17 protein-coding genes and 1 pseudogene are annotated in these 18,070 nt (G+C 30.2%); 14 read left to right on the forward strand and 4 right to left on the reverse strand.

The genetic code is table 11. The features are described from left to right. Window position 1: 1 nt before the first annotated feature. Complete coding sequence (gene rplI / locus H2277_RS05235; protein ID WP_137624191.1) at window positions 2–445, reverse strand: 50S ribosomal protein L9; 444 nt, start codon at window positions 443–445, stop codon at window positions 2–4. A gap of 145 nt (window positions 446–590) precedes the next feature. Between rplI and H2277_RS05240 the strand changes: the two genes are divergently transcribed. From H2277_RS05240 to H2277_RS05285, 10 genes and pseudogenes are all read left to right on the forward strand, one after another. Beyond that, the gene (locus H2277_RS05240) at window positions 591–836 is read left to right on the forward strand and encodes an RNA-binding S4 domain-containing protein (protein WP_337201326.1); all 246 of its coding nucleotides are present in this window, start codon (window positions 591–593) and stop codon (window positions 834–836) included. Next, window positions 833–1,237, forward strand: coding sequence for a tRNA (adenosine(37)-N6)-threonylcarbamoyltransferase complex ATPase subunit type 1 TsaE (tsaE, locus tag H2277_RS05245; RefSeq protein WP_337201301.1), 405 nt, complete (start codon window positions 833–835; stop codon window positions 1,235–1,237). The genes H2277_RS05240 and tsaE overlap by 4 nt, the downstream gene beginning before the upstream one ends. Next, a complete protein-coding gene (gene lptB / locus H2277_RS05250) occupies window positions 1,234–1,962 on the forward strand; it encodes an LPS export ABC transporter ATP-binding protein (RefSeq protein WP_337201302.1) in 729 nt (242 codons plus the stop codon). Before tsaE ends, lptB begins: the two co-directional genes overlap by 4 nt. Beyond that, window positions 1,962–3,212: an RNA polymerase factor sigma-54 gene (locus tag H2277_RS05255; protein ID WP_337201303.1), complete on the forward strand. Its 1,251-nt coding sequence runs from the start codon at window positions 1,962–1,964 to the stop codon at window positions 3,210–3,212. Before lptB ends, H2277_RS05255 begins: the two co-directional genes overlap by 1 nt. Before the next feature lie 116 nt (window positions 3,213–3,328). Then, window positions 3,329–4,864: an anaerobic C4-dicarboxylate transporter gene (locus H2277_RS05260; RefSeq protein ID WP_337201304.1), complete on the forward strand. Its 1,536-nt coding sequence runs from the start codon at window positions 3,329–3,331 to the stop codon at window positions 4,862–4,864. An 86-nt stretch (window positions 4,865–4,950) separates the two neighbouring features. Then, a pseudogene (gene kdpF / locus H2277_RS05265) lies at window positions 4,951–5,031 on the forward strand (K(+)-transporting ATPase subunit F); the annotation flags it as partial. Window positions 5,032–5,040: 9 nt separating this feature from the next. Further along, window positions 5,041–6,732, forward strand: a complete 1,692-nt coding sequence (gene kdpA / locus H2277_RS05270; RefSeq protein WP_337201305.1) for a potassium-transporting ATPase subunit KdpA — start codon at window positions 5,041–5,043, stop codon at window positions 6,730–6,732. Between the two features lie 13 nt (window positions 6,733–6,745). Continuing rightward, window positions 6,746–8,791, forward strand: a complete 2,046-nt coding sequence (kdpB, locus tag H2277_RS05275; protein ID WP_337201306.1) for a potassium-transporting ATPase subunit KdpB — start codon at window positions 6,746–6,748, stop codon at window positions 8,789–8,791. Window positions 8,792–8,793: 2 nt separating this feature from the next. Further along, the gene (gene kdpC / locus H2277_RS05280) at window positions 8,794–9,435 is read left to right on the forward strand and encodes a potassium-transporting ATPase subunit KdpC (RefSeq protein ID WP_337201307.1); all 642 of its coding nucleotides are present in this window, start codon (window positions 8,794–8,796) and stop codon (window positions 9,433–9,435) included. Next, the gene (locus tag H2277_RS05285) at window positions 9,404–11,335 is read left to right on the forward strand and encodes a DUF4118 domain-containing protein (RefSeq protein WP_337201308.1); all 1,932 of its coding nucleotides are present in this window, start codon (window positions 9,404–9,406) and stop codon (window positions 11,333–11,335) included. The genes kdpC and H2277_RS05285 overlap by 32 nt, the downstream gene beginning before the upstream one ends. On the opposite strand, the gene uvrB is transcribed toward H2277_RS05285, so the two are convergent. Then, window positions 11,330–13,303 (reverse strand): excinuclease ABC subunit UvrB, encoded by a 1,974-nt coding sequence (gene uvrB / locus H2277_RS05290; RefSeq protein ID WP_337201309.1) that lies wholly within the window; start codon window positions 13,301–13,303, stop codon window positions 11,330–11,332. The two genes, H2277_RS05285 and uvrB, sit on opposite strands and share 6 nt — an antisense overlap. Before the next feature lie 157 nt (window positions 13,304–13,460). Between uvrB and H2277_RS05295 the strand changes: the two genes are divergently transcribed. From H2277_RS05295 to H2277_RS05310, 4 genes are read left to right on the forward strand one after another with little or no spacing between them, the layout of a single operon-like run. Next, a complete protein-coding gene (locus tag H2277_RS05295) occupies window positions 13,461–13,691 on the forward strand; it encodes a hypothetical protein (RefSeq protein WP_137624181.1) in 231 nt (76 codons plus the stop codon). Then, window positions 13,681–13,926: a hypothetical protein gene (locus tag H2277_RS05300; protein WP_137624180.1), complete on the forward strand. Its 246-nt coding sequence runs from the start codon at window positions 13,681–13,683 to the stop codon at window positions 13,924–13,926. The genes H2277_RS05295 and H2277_RS05300 overlap by 11 nt, the downstream gene beginning before the upstream one ends. Then, the gene (locus tag H2277_RS05305) at window positions 13,923–14,354 is read left to right on the forward strand and encodes a type II secretion system protein (protein ID WP_337201310.1); all 432 of its coding nucleotides are present in this window, start codon (window positions 13,923–13,925) and stop codon (window positions 14,352–14,354) included. The genes H2277_RS05300 and H2277_RS05305 overlap by 4 nt, the downstream gene beginning before the upstream one ends. After that, on the forward strand, window positions 14,351–16,189 hold the full coding sequence (locus H2277_RS05310; RefSeq protein ID WP_337201311.1) for a primosomal protein N': 1,839 nt from the start codon (window positions 14,351–14,353) through the stop codon (window positions 16,187–16,189). The genes H2277_RS05305 and H2277_RS05310 overlap by 4 nt, the downstream gene beginning before the upstream one ends. Here the strand turns inward: H2277_RS05310 and H2277_RS05315 are convergent. Then, window positions 16,182–17,528, reverse strand: coding sequence for a DUF2972 domain-containing protein (locus H2277_RS05315; protein ID WP_337201312.1), 1,347 nt, complete (start codon window positions 17,526–17,528; stop codon window positions 16,182–16,184). The genes H2277_RS05310 and H2277_RS05315 overlap by 8 nt on opposite strands. Window positions 17,529–17,531: 3 nt before the next feature. Then, on the reverse strand, window positions 17,532–18,056 hold the full coding sequence (locus tag H2277_RS05320) for an adenylyl-sulfate kinase (protein WP_337201313.1): 525 nt from the start codon (window positions 18,054–18,056) through the stop codon (window positions 17,532–17,534). Window positions 18,057–18,070: the final 14 nt, after the last annotated feature.

The raw sequence follows: 18,070 nt of genomic DNA on the forward strand, positions 1-18,070 counted from the left end.
ATTATTCTGCCTTTATATCAATTTTAAAATTTGCATGGATTGCATGGCCTAATTTTACACTGATTTCATGAATTCCAATACTTTTTAAAGTATCACATTCTAAGCTTTTTTTATCAAGTTCTATATTTTTTTGCTCTTTAAGTGCATGAGCGATTTCATCTTTTGTAACCCCACCAAATAAATTACCATTGGCTCCAACAGGTTTAAAAATTTCAAGAGTGATTTTGCTAAGCTCTTCTTTTAATTTTTCTAAATTTGCGATCTCAAAGCGTAAATTTTCAGCCTCTTTTTTCTTATCACTTTCATATTTTCTTAAAACTTCAGTAGTGGCAGCTTTAGCCAAGCCTTTTCCAATTAAAAAATTTTGTCCATATCCATCTTTGACTTCTTTAACTTCTCCGGCTTTTCCAAGCCCTTTAACATCTTTAATCAATAATACTTTCATCGATATTCCTTTTTAAGCTTTAACTTAATTTTTGTCTTATTGTATCTAAAATTTGTTAAAAGAAAGGTTTTTAATGAAATTTAATTGCAGCAATACAAGCAAAATATGTTCCAAAATTTGTTTTTTTTTGCTAAAATTCATTCTTATGAGAGTGGATAAATTTTTAAATGTGGTTAATATCACCAAAAGACGAGCGATTTCTGAAGATATGTGTAAAAGCGGAGTGGTTAAAATTAATGATAAAATCGCTAAAGCGAGCAAGGAAGTGAAAATAGGAGATATCATTAGTTTGCATTTTATGCAATACACTCAAGAATATAAGGTTTTGGCCATACCTTCTACTAAAAGCATTCCTAAAAATACTCAAAATCAATATGTGGAAAAATTATGAAAGAAATGATTTTATCTAAAGAAGAATTAGATCAAATTTTTTCTTATTTACCTTGCAAGGGAGTGGTTTTATTACAAGGAGATTTAGCTAGCGGTAAAACTAGCTTAGTTCAAGCTTGGATTAAATTTCTAAATTTAGGCGATCAAGTTACTTCCCCAACTTTTTCTATCATGCAAAAATATCAAAATGAAAATATTTGTGTATATCATTATGATATTTATCAAGAAGGATTAGATGGACTTTTAAAGAATGGATTGTTTGATAATTTATTTGAAGAAGGTTTGCATTTGGTAGAATGGGGAGATGATGGGCTAAAAGAAAAGTTATTGCAATTTGGAATTTTATCTACAATTGTTAAAATCAGTGTTAAAGACAATAAAAGAAAGTATGAAATTTTATGAGTAAATTACAAATCATCAATTTAGAAAAAATCATAAAAAAAACAAAAATAATACAAGATGTATCGTTGGAGCTAAATAGCGGGGAAGTTGTTGGACTTTTAGGGCCGAATGGAGCAGGAAAAACCACTACTTTTTATATGATATGTGGTTTGATAACTCCAACTAACGGCAAAGTTTTGCTTGATGGTGTGGATATTACAAAAGAGCCATTAAATAAACGCGCTAGAGAAGGAATTGGATATTTGCCACAAGAAAGTAGTATTTTTAAAGATTTAAGTGTTGAAGAAAATTTGCTTTTAGCGGCACAAATTTTTTATAAAGATAAACAAGTTTTAAATGAAAAAGTAGAACAAATGCTTGAGCTTTTAAGCATAGAGCCGATTCGCTTAAGAAAGGGATTGAGTTTAAGTGGCGGTGAAAGAAGGCGTTGCGAGTTAGCTAGAAGTTTGATGTGTGAGCCTAAATTTTTACTTCTTGATGAACCTTTTGCTGGGGTTGATCCTATAGCGGTTTCTGAAATTCAAGCCTTGATTAAAGAACTTAAGAAATTAAATATTGGAATTTTAATTACTGATCATAATGTGCGTGAGACTTTAGCTATTTGTGATAGGGCTTATGTGATTCGTTCTGGATCTTTATTAGCAAGTGGGAATGCTGAAGAAATCGCAAACAATAAAGATGTAAAAAAATACTATTTAGGAGCGGAGTTTAAACTCCTAGATTAATGTTAAAGCAAAAGATTACTCAAAGCACAAAAACAAAAATCTCTCAAACCTTGCGCTCGTGGCTTCCTATTTTGCAGGCAAATATAGAAGATTTAAAAGAGAATTTGGACAAATTTGCAGAAGAAAATCCTTTTTTAAATGTTCAAGATGCGATTAAAACCTCTGAAAAAGGAAAGAGTTATTTTGATTCTTTTTATAAAAACAATACAAATTCAGCCATGGTTGAAAGTATGGGTATTGGCAAAAAAAGCGTTTATGAACTTTTAAATGAGCAAATTATCCCTCCGCTTTTTCCTACAAAAAAATCTCAAGATATTGCAAATAAAATCATAGAATGTCTTAACCATGAAGGGTATTTTGAATACGATCAAGAAGTCATGCAAGATATTAATGAAAAGGATATTGAAAGCATTAGAATGCGTTTTAAGTTTTTAGATCCTATAGGTGTGGGTGCTAAGGACTACAAAGAAGCTTTTTTATTTGCTCTTGAAAATGAAAATATAGATGAGGAACTTTATGATTTTTGCAAAATGCTTATATTGGATTTTGAAAATATCCAAAATTATACGAAAGAAAAATTATACACTCAAGCAATTTCTGTGATAAAAAAATTTAGCATTCCTCCTTTTTTGGAATATTTTGAAGATTCTCAAGCTATCATTCCTGATATTTTTATTTTTCGTGAAAATAATGAAATTAAAGTAAAAATTAACGATGAATATTATCCTGAAATTTCTATTGAAACAGATGGAATTGACCATGAATATTTAGCACATTACATTAAAGAGGCTAAAAATTTAGTAGATGCTTTGGCTATGCGAAAAGCAACTTTATATAAAATTGGATTAATGATAGTAGAGCATCAGTATGATTTTTTTATAGGTAAAGATATCAAACCTATGACTTTAAAAGATATTGCAGAAGATTTAGATCGCAATGCTTCTACGGTTTCAAGAGCGATCGCAAATAAATATTTAAGTTGTGAAAGGGGGTTGATTCCTTTAAAAGATTTTTTTGCTTTTGCTCTTGATGAAGAAGGAGAAACTTCTAATGCGAGCGTAAAAGATTTTATCGCAAATTTAGTTAAAAATGAAAATCGCTTAAAACCTTTAAGTGATAGTAAAATTTTAAAACTCATACAGGATGAATTTAAGATTGATATTGGGCGTAGAACGATTACTAAATACCGAAAACATCTCAATATTGCAAGTTCTACAGATAGAAAAAAACTTTATGAGCTTGAAGGATAAATTCTTAAAACTTCTTATATTTAATTTTTATTTATTTTATTTAATAAATATTATCTTTTCTTTTTAAATTATGCTACAATGAAATTATTATTTTTGTAATTTAAAAAGGAGTTAAAATGGATTTTTTAACAAATCTTAGCGAAGGGTGGCAATTTTTTATTCAAATAGCGGTGGTGCTTATCTGTCTTTTTTATGGTGCTAAAAAAGGTGGTATAGCTCTTGGATTGTTAGGCGGAATAGGTATTTTGATGCTAGTTTTTGTTTTTCATATCCAGCCTGGAAAACCTGCGATTGATGTTATGCTTACTATTTTAGCTGTAGTTGTTGCTAGTGCGACTTTACAAGCAAGCGGTGGTTTGGATGTTATGCTTCAAATTGCTGAAAAACTTTTAAGAAAAAATCCTAAATTTTTAACCCTTTTAGCTCCTTTTGTTACGTGTTTTTTGACAATGCTTTGTGGGACAGGACATGTGGTATATACTATAATGCCTATCATTTATGATATTGCCATTAAAAATGGCATTCGTCCAGAACGCCCTATGGCAGCGGCTTCTATATCTTCACAAATGGGAATTATTGCAAGTCCTGTTTCTGTAGCGGTTGTGAGTTTAACGGCTTTGCTTTTAAATACTCCTCATAAATTGGCCGGTTTTGATGGCTATATTAATTTACTTCAAATCACTATACCTAGTACTCTTATAGGTGTTTTATGTGTGGGAATTTTTTCTTGGTTTAGAGGTAAAGATTTAGATAAAGATGAGGTTTTTCAAGAAAAATTAAAAGATTTGGAATTTAAAAAATATGTTTATGGGGAATCTAAAACGCTTTTGGGGGTTAAATTGGCGAAAAATAACTGGGTTGCAATGTGGATTTTTATCCTTGCAATTTTTTCAGTAGCCATTATTGGAATTTTTGATGATTTAAAACCTAATTGGGGTCAAAAAATGGTGTATCAAGCGCACATTGATAATACAGTAGAATGGACTTTAAGTGGAGGTAATAAGGCTGTAATTGATCTTAAAAAATTAACTTCTAATATAAAAGATCATTCAGAAGCAATTGTAGCTATCCCTCAAAAAGATAAGCTTGGAAATCCAAGTTATAATTATATTTCTATGGTATCAATCATTCAAATGTTTATGCTTTTAGCGGGCGCTTTGATGATTATTTTTACAAAAACAGATGTAAAAAAGATAGGCTCTAATGAAATTTTTAAATCCGGTATGGTAGCCCTTGTGGCAGTTTTTGGAATTTCTTGGATGGCTGATACGATGTTTGCAGTCCATACTCCTATGATGAAAGCTTTATTTGGAGATATAGTTAAAGAGCATCCTTGGACTTATGCTTTAATGCTTCTTTTAATTTCTAAATTTGTTAATTCTCAAGCAGCAGCTATTTCTGCTTTTGTTCCTTTATCTTTAAGTATCGGTGTTGAACCAGGTGTGATCATAGCTTTTGCGGCTGCTTGTTATGGGTATTATATTTTGCCAACTTATCCGAGTGATTTAGCCACTATACAATTTGATCGATCAGGAACAACTCGTATTGGTAAATTTGTGATCAATCATAGTTTTATTTTACCTGGACTTATTGGCGTGGTTTCTTCTTGTATAGCGGGTTATTTTATAACAATGATGGTGGGATATCTTTAGTTAAAAATAATAAAGCAAATTATAAGGCTAGCAAGGATAGAATTAAAACCCTTTATTTTGAATGATTTTTATTAATTAGGATTTTACGAATGATCTTTTTATTGGTTTTAAGTTTATTGCTTGCTTGCTATCTTTTTTACGCACTTTTATATCCTGAAAAATTTTAAAGGAAAAATATGTTAGAAATTGTAGTTGTATTGATTATATCTTTTATTTTATCCTTAATTTTTGGACGATATTTATATAAAATTGCTAATTTTAAAAAAACTATTTTTGATTTTATTTTTAATCCTATAGATGCCTTAATTTACAAAATTTGTGCTATCGATAGAAAAAATATGACTTGGAAACAGTATTCTTTTCATTTGTGTATTTTTAATCTTTTGGTGGCTATTTTTTCTTTTGTTATTTTTTTATTACAAGATAGATTTTTTTTAAACCCTAACTCTATCAAATCCATGCCGCTAGATTTGAGTTTAAATACTGCTATTAGTTTTATTACTAATACTAATTTACAGCATTATAGCGGGGAAAATGCTTTAAGTTTATTTTCTCAAAGCACAGGAATTTTGCTTGCTATGTTTGTTTCTGGTGTAAGTGGATATTGTGCTTGTATAGCTTTTTGTAGGGCATTTTGTGGTATGCAAATGGGAAATTATTATGAGGATTTTACTCGCGTGATGACGCGTTTAATACTTCCTTTGAGTTTTATTATCTCTTTGATTTTTATTTCCCAAGGTGTGGTGCAAAATTATTATCCAAATTTTCATCTTGTAACTTTAGAAGATAAAATTCAAACTATAGCTACAGGTCCTGTTGCTGCTATTGAGTCTATTAAACACTTAGGAACCAATGGTGGAGGATTTTTTGGAGCTAATTCAAGCATGCCTTTTGAAAACCCTAATGCTTTAACTAATCTTATACAAATTTTATCCATGATGTTAATTCCTAGTTCTTGTGTTGTGGTCTTTGGCTTGATGATTCATTATAGAAAAGAAAAGCAAGGTTTTGCTTTGATGGGAAAACAAGGCGGGGTTATCTTTGGAGCTATGAGTATTATTTTCTTAATTTCTTTAATTATTATCCATCATAGCGAAACTCTTCCAAATCCTAATTTATCTTCTTTAGAGCTTAATCAAACTTTGGGAAATTTGGAAGGAAAAGAATTAAGATTTGGAGTTAATTCATCCAGTTTATTTAGTGCTGTTACAACGGCTTTTACAACGGGAAGTGTTAATAATATGCATGATAGTTTAAATCCTTTAAGTATAGGAATTACTATGCTTAATATGATGCTTAATGTTGCTTTTGGCGGTGATGGTGTTGGGCTTATGAATATGATGATCTATATTATTTTGTGCGTATTTATTTGCGCTTTGATGATAGGAAGAACTCCGGAGTTTTTAGGAAAAAAAATAGAAAGCAAGCAGATGAAACTTATTGCCTTGGCTATTTTGATACATCCTTTATTAATCCTTGTTTTAAGTGCTTTGGGGGTAATTTTTGCAAAAGATAGCATTATAAATCCTAGTTTTCATGGTTTAGCTCAAATTTTATATGAATTTACATCCGCAACTGCAAATAATGGATCAGGGCTTGAGGGACTTAAGGATAATGATTTGTTTTGGAATTTAAGCACAGCTTTTGCTATGTTTTGCGGACGTTATCTTATTTTAATTATACAATTAGCAATTGCAGGATCGTTTTTAAATCAAAAAACCCAAGAAGATAATACAAATGCTTTAAAAACAGATACTTTGACTTTTATGTTTGTTTTAATTTGCATCGTTTATATTTTTACAGCATTAACTTTTTTTCCAGTGCTGACACTTTCTAGTGTGGCTGAATATTTATCTTTATGGCATTAAACAAGGAGAGCTAATGTCTAAAAAACAAAATAAACTTATCACAAAAGAAATTTTAAGCACAGCGATTAAAGGAGCATTTTTTAAATTTGATCCGCGTTTTATGATCAAAAATCCTACTATGTTTATGGTAGAAATTGGCTTTGTTATTACGCTTATTTTAAGTTTTTTCCCTAGTTTATTTGGGGGTGATTACCAAGAAAGAATTTATAATATTTTAATCACTTTAGTTCTTTTTATTACTTTATTGTTTGCAAATTTTGCAGAGAGTATAGCCGAGGGTAGAGGCAAGGCGCAAGCAGCCACTTTAAAGCAAAGTAAAAAAGACTTTAAAGCAAGAGTGATTAAAAACGATGGTAGTGAAGAAATGCTAAGCGCTAGCAAATTAAAAATCGGAGATGTTGTTTTAGTTAAAGCAGGAGAACTTATACCTAATGATGGAGAGATTATTGAAGGAGCAGCCAGCGTTGATGAGTCAGCGATTACTGGAGAAAGTGCACCTGTGATGCGTGAAGCAGGGGGTGATTTTTCTTCTGTAACCGGAGGAACGACAGTTTTAACAGATTTTTTAAAAATTAAAATTTTAGTAGGTGCTGGAGAAAGTTTTTTAGATAAAATGATCAATTTGGTTGAAGGAGCCGCACGCCAAAAGACACCCAATGAAATTGCATTAAATATTCTTTTAATTGTCCTTAGTCTAAGTTTTTTAATCGTCGTAGTTAGTTTATATCCTTTTGTGCAATTTTTAAATGTTAATTTGCCTATTTCTTGGCTAGTTGCTTTGCTTGTATGTTTGATTCCTACTACTATTGGAGGGCTTCTTTCGGCCATAGGTATAGCAGGAATGGATAGAGTAACTCGTTTTAATGTGATAGCGCTTTCTGGAAAAGCAGTGGAAAATTGTGGCGATGTTGATACTATGATCTTAGATAAAACAGGTACGATCACTTTTGGAAATCGTTTGGCTAATGAATTTTATGAAGCTCAAGGAGTGGATAGGGATCGATTAATCCATGCTTGTTTATTATCTTCTTTAAAAGATGAAACGCCAGAAGGAAAAAGTATTGTTGCGTTAGCAAGTAAAATGGGATATCAACGCGATCAAGAAGAAATTCAAGAAGTGATCGAATTTAGCGCTCAAAATAGAATGAGTGGAGTTAATTTAAAAGATGGTACTCAAATTCGCAAAGGGGCTTTTGATACGATTAGGGTCTATATTGATGAAATGGGTGGAGAAATTCCAAGTGATTTGGAAGCAAAAGTCATGCAAATTTCAAATCTAGGTGGAACCCCTTTAGTGGTGAATCAAGATAAGGAAATTTTGGGAGTGATTTATCTAAAAGATACTGTAAAGCCAGGCCTTAAAGAACGATTTGCAAAATTAAGAAAAATGGGCATCAAAACCCTTATGTGTACGGGAGATAACCCATTAACAGCAGCTACAATAGCCAAAGAAGCCGGACTTGATGGTTTTATAGCAGAATGTAAGCCAGAAGATAAAATAGAAGCTATAAAAAAAGAACAAGCTGAGGGTAAAATTGTCGCAATGACAGGAGATGGTACTAATGATGCTCCAGCACTCGCACAAGCTGATGTTGGCATAGCGATGAATTCAGGAACCGCAGCTGCTAAAGAAGCAGCTAATATGATTGATCTTGACTCTAACCCTACAAAAATTTTAGAAATTGTTGAAATAGGCAAAGGTTTGTTGATCACTAGAGGAAGTTTGACAACCTTTAGTATGGCTAATGACATTGCTAAATATTTTGCTATTTTACCAGCTATGTTTAGCGTGGTTTTGCCACAGATGCAAATTTTAAATATTATGCATTTAGCAACCCCTCAAAGTGCTATTTTATCGGCATTGATTTTTAATGCTGTGATTATTCCTTTGCTTATACCTATTGCTATGCGTGGTGTTAAATTTAGACCTATGAAAAGTGAAATGTTGCTTTTAAGAAATTTAGGGATTTACGGAATTGGAGGAGTGATCGCTCCTTTTATTGGTATTAAAATTATCGATATCCCTACGGCTTGGCTACTTCGAATTTTAGGAGTTTGATTATGGTTAGAACTTTGCTTAGTTTTTTTATCTTTATACTTGTTTTGTGTTGTGCTATTTATCCTTTTGTATTAAATGAGGCAGCTAGATTTATTTTTCCTTATGAGGCGAGCGGAAGTTTAATCGATGAAAATGGACAAGCTACACTCGATGTAAATAAGGCGGTCGGATCAGAGCTTTTAGGTCAAGCTTTTAATGAGCCTTATTTTTTACATGGAAGAAGTTCAGCTGTAAATTATAATATAAGCGATACTAATCAAAGCAGTGTTAATTCAGGTGGTTCTAATTATGCTATGTCTAATCCTGCATTAAAAGAACGCATGATAAAGGATTTAAATCAATTTTTAAAACAAAATCCAAATGTTTCAAAAAAGGAAATTCCAATTGATTTATTAAGTGCTTCAGCTTCAGGACTTGATCCACATATTAGCAAACAAGCAGCATGGATACAAATTCCTCGTATAGTTAAATTTTCAAAATTAAGTAGAAATCAAGTAGAGAAAATCATCAATAATAACACACAAGATAAATTTTTAGGTATTTTTGGCGAGATGAAAGTTAATGTTTTAAAAGTGAATATAGCTATAAATAAGGTCATGAAAAAGAGTAAAAATGCAACGACAAACGCCCGAACAAATTCTTAAAAAATTTGAAGTAAAAGCTAAAGAAGAAGAAAAAAATAAATTTGCTAAATTAAAAATATTTTTAGGCTATGCAGCAGGATCTGGCAAAACCTATGCTATGTTAAGTGAGGCTAGAAATTTATTGCAAAATGGAGTCGATGTGGTTTTGGGCTACATAGAGCCACACGATAGACCTGAAACTATGAGTTTGACTGAAGGTTTTGAAAGCATCGAAAATCTTGAAATTTCTTATAAAAATATCACCTTAAAAGAATTTGATCTGGACGCCACTTTAAAAAGAAAACCGGCTTTAGTTTTGGTTGATGAATTAGCACACACGAATGCAAAAGGTCTTAGAAATGAAAAGCGTTTTCAAGATATAGAAGAATTATTAAAAGCGGGTATTGATGTTTATACCACTTTAAATATTCAGCATTTAGAAAGTTTAAATGATTTGGTGGCAAATATCAGTAAAATAGAAGTTAAAGAAAGAATTCCTGATCGTATTTTTGATGAAGCTGATCAAGTAGAACTTGTAGATATTGAGCCTAATAAACTTTTAAAAAGGATGCAAGAAGGTAAAATTTATAAAGAAAAACAGGCTAAATTGGCTTTAGAAAATTTTTTCAGACAAGAAAGATTGGTAGCCTTAAGGGAAATTGCTTTAAGAAGACTTGCATCAAGGGTCAATTTAAGGGCAAATGAGCAAAGGCTTATTAATGATGACTTAACTTATCATACTGGAGAGCATATTTTAGTTTGTATCAATGAAAGCAATGCTAAAGTTATCAGATCAGCTGCAAGACTTGCAAGTGCTTTTCATGCAAAATTAAGCGCCATTTGTATAAAAAATTCTAACCTTGAAGAGGATAAATCATTAAAAGAAAATTTAGAACTTGCAAAGAGTTTTGATGCTGAGATTATTAGTGTTTATGATGAAGATGTAGCGGGCCAAATTGCTGAATATTCTAGTATTAGCAATGTTTCTAAAATAGTTTTAGGCAAAAATAAAAATAAGAAAAAATTTAAAGAAGAAATTTTTGAAGCTGTAGCAAAGAAAAGTCCAAATATTGACTTATATCTAGTCAATGAAAGCGAAATTAAAATGCCAAAAATGACGAGAAAAAAAGGTTTTAATTTTTTAAATTTTATTATGATTAATACTATATTATTATTAGCAATTATTATCGCTTTTATATTCCATCAATTTGACACTCAACCTAGCAATATAGTGATGGTTTTTATTTTGGCTGTTTTTAGCTCTTCTTTTATATCGGATAATAAATTTTATGCTTTGTATTCTTCTTTAATCAGTGTGCTGTTTTATAATTTTTTCTTCTTAAAACCTTTTTTTAGTTTTAAAATTCACGATAGCGCAAATATAATTACGTTTGCGACTATGTTTATTGTTGGTTTTTTAACTTCTGTTTTTACAAGAAGATTAAAACTTCAATCCAAAGAATTAGCAAAAAGATCTTATAGAACAGCGATTTTGCTTGAAAATAGTGAAAAATTAGCTAGAGTAAAAAGCAAACAAGAACTTTGGGAACAACTTGGCAATCAAGCTTTGAAATTATTAAATTTACCTATAATTATTTATCCTATGAGTAAAAATAATATTTTATCTAAGCCTTTATTATTTTTTAATAACGATAAACAAATACTTAAAAATTGTTTCAGTGCTGATGAAATTGCTATCGCTCAATGGGTGGCTACAAATCGTGAAAGAGCAGGACTTTGTACCAATACCTTGCCAAATGCTAATGCGATGTATTTGCCTATAGAAGATGGAGAAAAAACAAAAGGGGTTATTGGTATAGTTTTAAAAGAAAAGCGTCCTTTGCAAGATTTTCAATATGAAATTTTAAACGCTTTGATTAATGAAGTTGGAGTGAGAACAAGGGATATATTTTTGTTATAAATTTTTCATTTTATTGATCTCATCCCTTATAGCTGCTGCTTTTTCAAATTCAAGAGCTTTTGCTGCTTCTAACATTTGTTTTCGAAGTTCTTTGATAAGCTTAGCTCTTTCGCTAGCAGGCATTTTTTCAAGTTTTTTACCTTTGCGATAAATTTCTCCTAAATCTTCTTCATTTTTTAAACTTTCTTCTATGTGACGTTTAACTGAGGTTGGAGTAATATTATGTTTTTTATTGTAAGCTTCTTGAAGTTTGCGACGTTCGTTAGTTGTGTCCATAGCTTCTTGCATGGATTTTGTAATTTTTTTACAAAAAAGCAATACTTTTCCATTGACATTTCTTGCAGCCCTTCCCATAGTCTGTATAAGACTTGTCGTGCTTCTTAAAAATCCTTCTTTATCAGCATCCATAATAGCAATGAGTGAAACTTCAGGCAAATCAAGTCCTTCTCTAAGCAAATTGATACCAATTAACATATCAAAAGCGCCACTTCTAAGATTTCTAATGATTTCGTTGCGTTCTATAGCATCAATATCTGAATGCATGTATTTTACTTTAATGCCAAGCTCTAAATAATACCTTGTAAGCTCTTCGGCTAATTTTTTAGTCAGCACTGTAACTAAGACACGTTCATTTTTATCGATCACTTTTTTAGCTTCGTCAAATAAAATTTCAACTTGATTGTCGCTGTCTTTTAATTCTATAAGTGGATCAAGTAAGCCCGTTGGACGCATAATTTGATGGAAAATATTTTCTTTGCTTAATTCAAGTTCTAGAGGTGCTGGAGTGGCTGAAACAAAAAGAAATTGACAATTTTTATGGATAAATTCATCAAACATTAAAGGACGGTTATCAAGAGCTGAAGGTAGGCGAAAGCCATAATCTACTAAAGTTTGTTTTCTGCTTCTATCTCCAGCAAACATTCCGCGAAATTGAGGTAATGAAACATGACTTTCATCAACGATGACAAGAAATTTTCTATCTTTGATAGCAAAATAATCAAATAGAGTGTAGGGTGTATCTCCAGCTTTTAATCCCGTTAAATGTCTAGCATAATTTTCTACACCTTTGCACATACCTGTGCTCGTAAGCATTTCAAGATCAAATTCAACACGTTGTTTTAAACGTTGATGTTCTACGAGTTTATTTTCTAATTCAAATTGGGCTAAGCGTTCATTTAATTCTTGCTTAATATCTTTAATAGCTTGCTTTAAGCGCGTTTCTCCGACGCTAAATTGACTTGTAGGGTATAAAATAAAGCGTTTTAAATCTTTGCCTTTTTTATTTTCTAAAACATTATAATGATACATGCTATCAAGTTCATCACCAAAGAATTCAAGCCTTACTACTTCATCCTCATAATAAGCAGGATAAATATCTATAGTATCACCTTGCACACGAAAATCTGCACGATCAAAAAAATTATCATTTCTTTTATAACCCATATCTACAAGTTTTTTAAGAAGTTCTTTTTGTGAAATTTGCATACCAAGTTCAAAAATTAAAACCATTCCAATGTATTCATTTGGATTTCCAAGTCCATAATTAGCTGAAACACTTGCAATACACACAATATCTTCGTAGCTTAAAAGTGAAGCTGTAGCACTTAGTCTTAATCTTTCTAGGTCTTCATTTGTGGAACTATCTTTTTCTATAAAGACATCAGTACGTGGAATGTAAGCTTCTGGTTGATAATAATCATAATAAGAGATAAAATACTCCACATGGTTTTTAGAAAAAAAGCCTTTAAATTCGCTATAAAGTTGAGCACACAAGCTTTTATTATGACTCATAATAAGAGTTGGCATTTGAAGTTCTTTGATGACATTAGCCATGGTAAAAGTTTTTCCGCTACCTGTAACCCCTAATAAAGTTTGATATTTATTACCTTTTTTAATACTTTTTACTATGCCTTCTATGGCTTGTTTTTGATCAGGACTTGGTTTAAATTCACTTGTAAGTTCTAGCATAATTTCACTTTGTTAAAATATTTTAAAATTAAAAATTTTAAAAGAAAATACTTTAATTAAAATTAATCTTTTTAAAAACATGAAAATTTATTTTTTTTTGCTACAATTACATAAATATTTTCTATATTTAAATTTTCAATTAAAGAAGGCGAAAAATATGTTTGATGAAAAAATTATTAATACTATGTCAGATAAAGTTAATGAGCTTATTGAAAAGTATAATGAAGTGTGCGAAGCAAATGAGAATTTAAGAAATGAACTTGTAAGCGTAAAGGCACAAAATGAGGCAAAAAGTAATCAAATTATGCGTCTTGAGGAAGAATTAAAATCTCGCAATATAGAAAGTGAGGATATTTACAAAAAAATCGAGGCTGTACTTGGCAAGTGATAATTTAAAACAAGTAATTATCAATGTTTCTGCAAAAGATTTTATTGTTAAATGTAGTGAAGAATTCGCTAATGTTTTAGAGGATGATATTGCTTTAATTTCTGGCGGAACTAAAAAAATTGAACTCAAGCGTTTTGTAGATGCTTTTGTAAAAAAAAGTTATGAAAATTATATTTTAGAAAGAGAACTTAAAAAACTTATAAAAGCTATTAATGAAGAACTCCCAGTCAAATGAAAAAAGCTTTTACCTTGCTTGAGTTGGTTTTTGTCATTTTGATTTTAGGGATACTTTCTAGTTTGGCCTTAAGCTTTTGGGGTAAAAGCAAAGAAGAGGCAAAAATTTTAAAATTAAAAATAGATTATGAAATGTTAAGTTCAGCTTTATCGCTTATGCGAACTCAAGCTGAGCTTAAACAAATTGCTTTTATAACCAATCTTGACAATGCTAAATTTAATACTCCAAGGGAAAAACTTTTTTATAATGCTAACGATTATTCCTTGCTTGATTCTCCTATTTATTCTGATTTTAAATCTTGGATGAAAATTGCATCTAATCAATATAGATTTTTCTTAAATTCAAAAGAATACATTGATTTTACTTATGATTCTAAAGAAGGTATTTTAGAGTGTATAAATTCAAGATATTGTAAAGATTTACAATGAGATATTATGAAGTGTCAGTCTTTGGACTGTATTTACAAAATTTAATTTTTCATAGTGAAAAGGAGATCCCTGCCTTAAGTGAGGTAATTATAGATGTAAAAATGAAAAAAAATCTTAGAGCTTTAGTGATTAAAGAATGCGAAAAGCCAGATTTTCAAACAAAGGCTATTAAAGAGCTTACACCTTTTTCTTTAAGTAAATCTCAATTTAAACTCGCGCAATTTATTTCTTATTACTATGCGGCTAAAATGGGTTTTGTTTTAGGTTTTTTTTCAACAAGTAAAGAGTATAGTTGCAAAAAACTAGAAATTACTAAAGAGCCAAATTTGAGTTTAGGGCAAAAAAAAGCTTTAGACTTTTTAAACAATCAATCAAGTTCTTTGCTTTTTGCAGATACTGGGAGTGGTAAAACTGAAATTTATATTTCTTTGATTAAAGATTATTTAAAAAAAGGAAAACAAGTTTTATTTTTGATGCCTGAAATTTCGCTTACTTCTCAAATGAAAAAACGTTTGCAAATGTATTTTAAAGATAGTTTTTTTTTATGGCACTCTAAAGTTTCTAAAAAGAAAAAACAAGAATGTTTAGAAAGTTTCAATGAAGGCAAAGCTTTATTGATTGCTGGAGCTAGATCCGCGCTTTTTTTACCTTTTAGAAATTTGGGTTTAATCGTGGTAGATGAAGAGCATGATAATTCTTATAAAGCTTCAAATCAACCCTATTTAAATGCTAGAGATTTGGCGCTTTTTTTAGGAGCTAAATTAAATATTAAAGTTGTTTTAGGATCCGCAACTCCTTCTTTGACGAGTTTTTATAAGCAAAAGGTATTTAGACTTAAAGGAACATTTTTTGAAAGCAGGAAACATTTTATATACGATGAAAATGAGTTATCATTAAGTTCTATGCTTTTAAATGAAATACAGGCGAGTTTAAATAAACAAAAGCAAGTGATTATTTTTTTACCTACTCGTGCCAATTTTCGTCAAATTTTTTGTAAAAATTGTGGAGAGACAATAAAGTGTCCATTTTGTTCTATTGCTATGAGTTTGCATAAAAATAGAAATTTATTAAAATGCCATTATTGTAATTTTGCAAAAAATATCGACCAATCCTGCCCTTCTTGCAAAGGTTTAATGCTAGAAGCTAGAAAGATGGGAACAGCGGAACTTAAAGAGCTTTTAGAATCAAAATTTACCCATGCTAAAATAGCAAAGTTTGATAGCGATGAGATTACGAGTATTAAAAAGTTAAATCATATTTTAAAAGAATTTAATGATAAAAAAATTGATATACTTATAGGGACTTCCATGCTTGCTAAGGGACATGATTATCACAATGTCGATTTGAGCGTGATTTTGGGTATTGATGAGTACTTATTTAGACCGAATTTTAGAGCGAGTGAAGAAACTTTAGCTCTAGCTATGCAAGTCGCAGGTAGGGCAGGGCGCAAAGGAGAAGCTAGAGTGCTTTTGCAAACTAAAAATCGTGCTTTTTTTGAAAAATATATACAAAATTATGATGCTTTTTTGCAAGATGAGCTTGAAAATAGAAAAGGTTTATATCCTCCTTTTAAACGTCTTTTAAGATTAATTATAGAAGATAAGGATAAATTAAAAGCGCAAAATTTATGCGAGTATTTAGCTGAAAAATTAGCAACGATAAAAAATATAGAACTCATTGGATATGGGGTTTGCGGAATTGAAATGATTAATACAAAATACCGTTTTCATATTCTTATCCGCAGTGATTCTTATAAAGCTTTAATTGCTATAGAAGAATACGTTTTGCAATTTAAAAATGTCAATGCGGATATTGATCCTATAGATTTTATGTAAAATCATTGTTTTTAAATTTTTGATAATATTTCCAAGAATTGATAATGTCCGGACGATTTTGTTCTAAATGCTGATATTCTTTTTGAAAAATGTTTAGAAATTTCGACGCTAAAGCTTTATTAGAGTTAAAGATAGATAATACCTCTTCTTCTTTCATCATCATAAGTTCATTTTGCTTATCGATCTTTTTTATTTCAAATAAAAAGTTCTGTAAATACTCTTTAACAGTATTAAAAAATTGCGTATCATTTGTAAGTTTTTCTAAATCTTCTTTTTGAATATATAAAGCTATATCATTTGATAAATCATCATCAATAACTAATTTTATTATATTAATTTGTTTATTTTGTCTTGGTCTATCTAAAGTAATAGCAATACTATTTAAAGGATCGATTTCTGTGCTGTATATATCTTTTTTATTGGCATAAAGTGTGATAGGAAAAAGATAGCGAATATAGCCTTTAAATTCTTGAATTTTAAAAAAGGATTGTTTTTCTATATGGGGGGGGGTAAAGCTGAATTTTCGAGCAAGAAAATCCAATGTTTTAAAAGCATTTTCTGGAATAATCGAGTTCATATCTAAATAATAAATTTTATCTTGATTGAAATATCGCAATAAAAAATTTAAGATAAAAACTCCGTTATTCAGCTCTTCAAAATCAACTTTAATTTCAGTTTTTTTATTGTGAGTTAAAAATTCAATATAATTTCTATAATCATAAGTGAGATTAAAATCACGTGGATAATTTCTTGAAACTTTTGTCCAATCTCTTCCCCAATTATGTTTTAAAATCCCTATAGGATCTCTAACACTACAAATGATTTGCGTATTAGGATCAAGTAAATTTAGAAATTTATCAAAATTAGGAATATTAAGTTCTGAAATATTTATAGCATATTGATCAATATTGCTATTTAAATACATATAATGGATGCAATATCTTTCTTTGGCGTCATTAGGGGAAGTCCAAGAAGGAAAACATAAAACATCGCAACCCTCATTAAGATATCTTAAAAATGCAGCAGCACCGACTCCATGAGGCGAAATATAGATAAATTTATAGTGTTTAGGTAAGGGCAAATTTAAATCCCAAGCAAGTTCTGCGCAATATCTGCTCGAATCTGTGTCTATGAAGTCAGGATTAATCAAAGGAGGATAAGGGCTATTTAAATAATTTTCTTTAAATTCATGTGAGTTTAACCATGTGCAAATAATGTTAATATTTTCTGTAATAAAATTAAAAAAGTTTTCATTGTGGGAATTTTTTAAAGCTTTTAACAAAATTTTGGCTCCAGTTGGATTTAAATTATCCCGTATAAATTCTAATAAATTTTGCATATTTTATAAGTATTTTTGTAAATGATCTAAAATGATAGCTACTTTTTTTTCAAGATTATCAAGTTTAGAATTATCTACAATCAGATCAGGATGTGGCTCGTCAAAATCAATATCAACTCCCACAACATTTTTAATATCACCTTTTAAAGCACCGCTATAGAGCCCTTTTTTATCTCGTTTTTTTAATTCTTCAAAATCACATTTTATATAAATTTCAAAGTAATTTTTAAATCGTTTTCGGTTGTATGTATAAATTTCATCCCACATGGAAATCGTACTTACAATAACTATCATTCCTTGAGAACTTAAAAAATGGGCGAAATTAGAACGTTTTAGTGAAACTTCAATACGCCCTTCTTTTTCATAGCCATAATGTCCCAAAAGATCTCTTAATTCATCGCCGTCAAGATAGATAATATTGTTTAATTTTTCTTTCAATTTTCTACATAATTCTTCAGCAATATAGCTTTTCCCACTACCTGCTAAACCTGTTAGCCAAATCACTCCACCATTTTTTAAATCTTGCATTATTTTTTCCATAT

The organism is Campylobacter sp. W0014, from assembly GCF_020135975.1.
Taxonomy (GTDB): Bacteria; Campylobacterota; Campylobacteria; order Campylobacterales; family Campylobacteraceae; genus Campylobacter_D.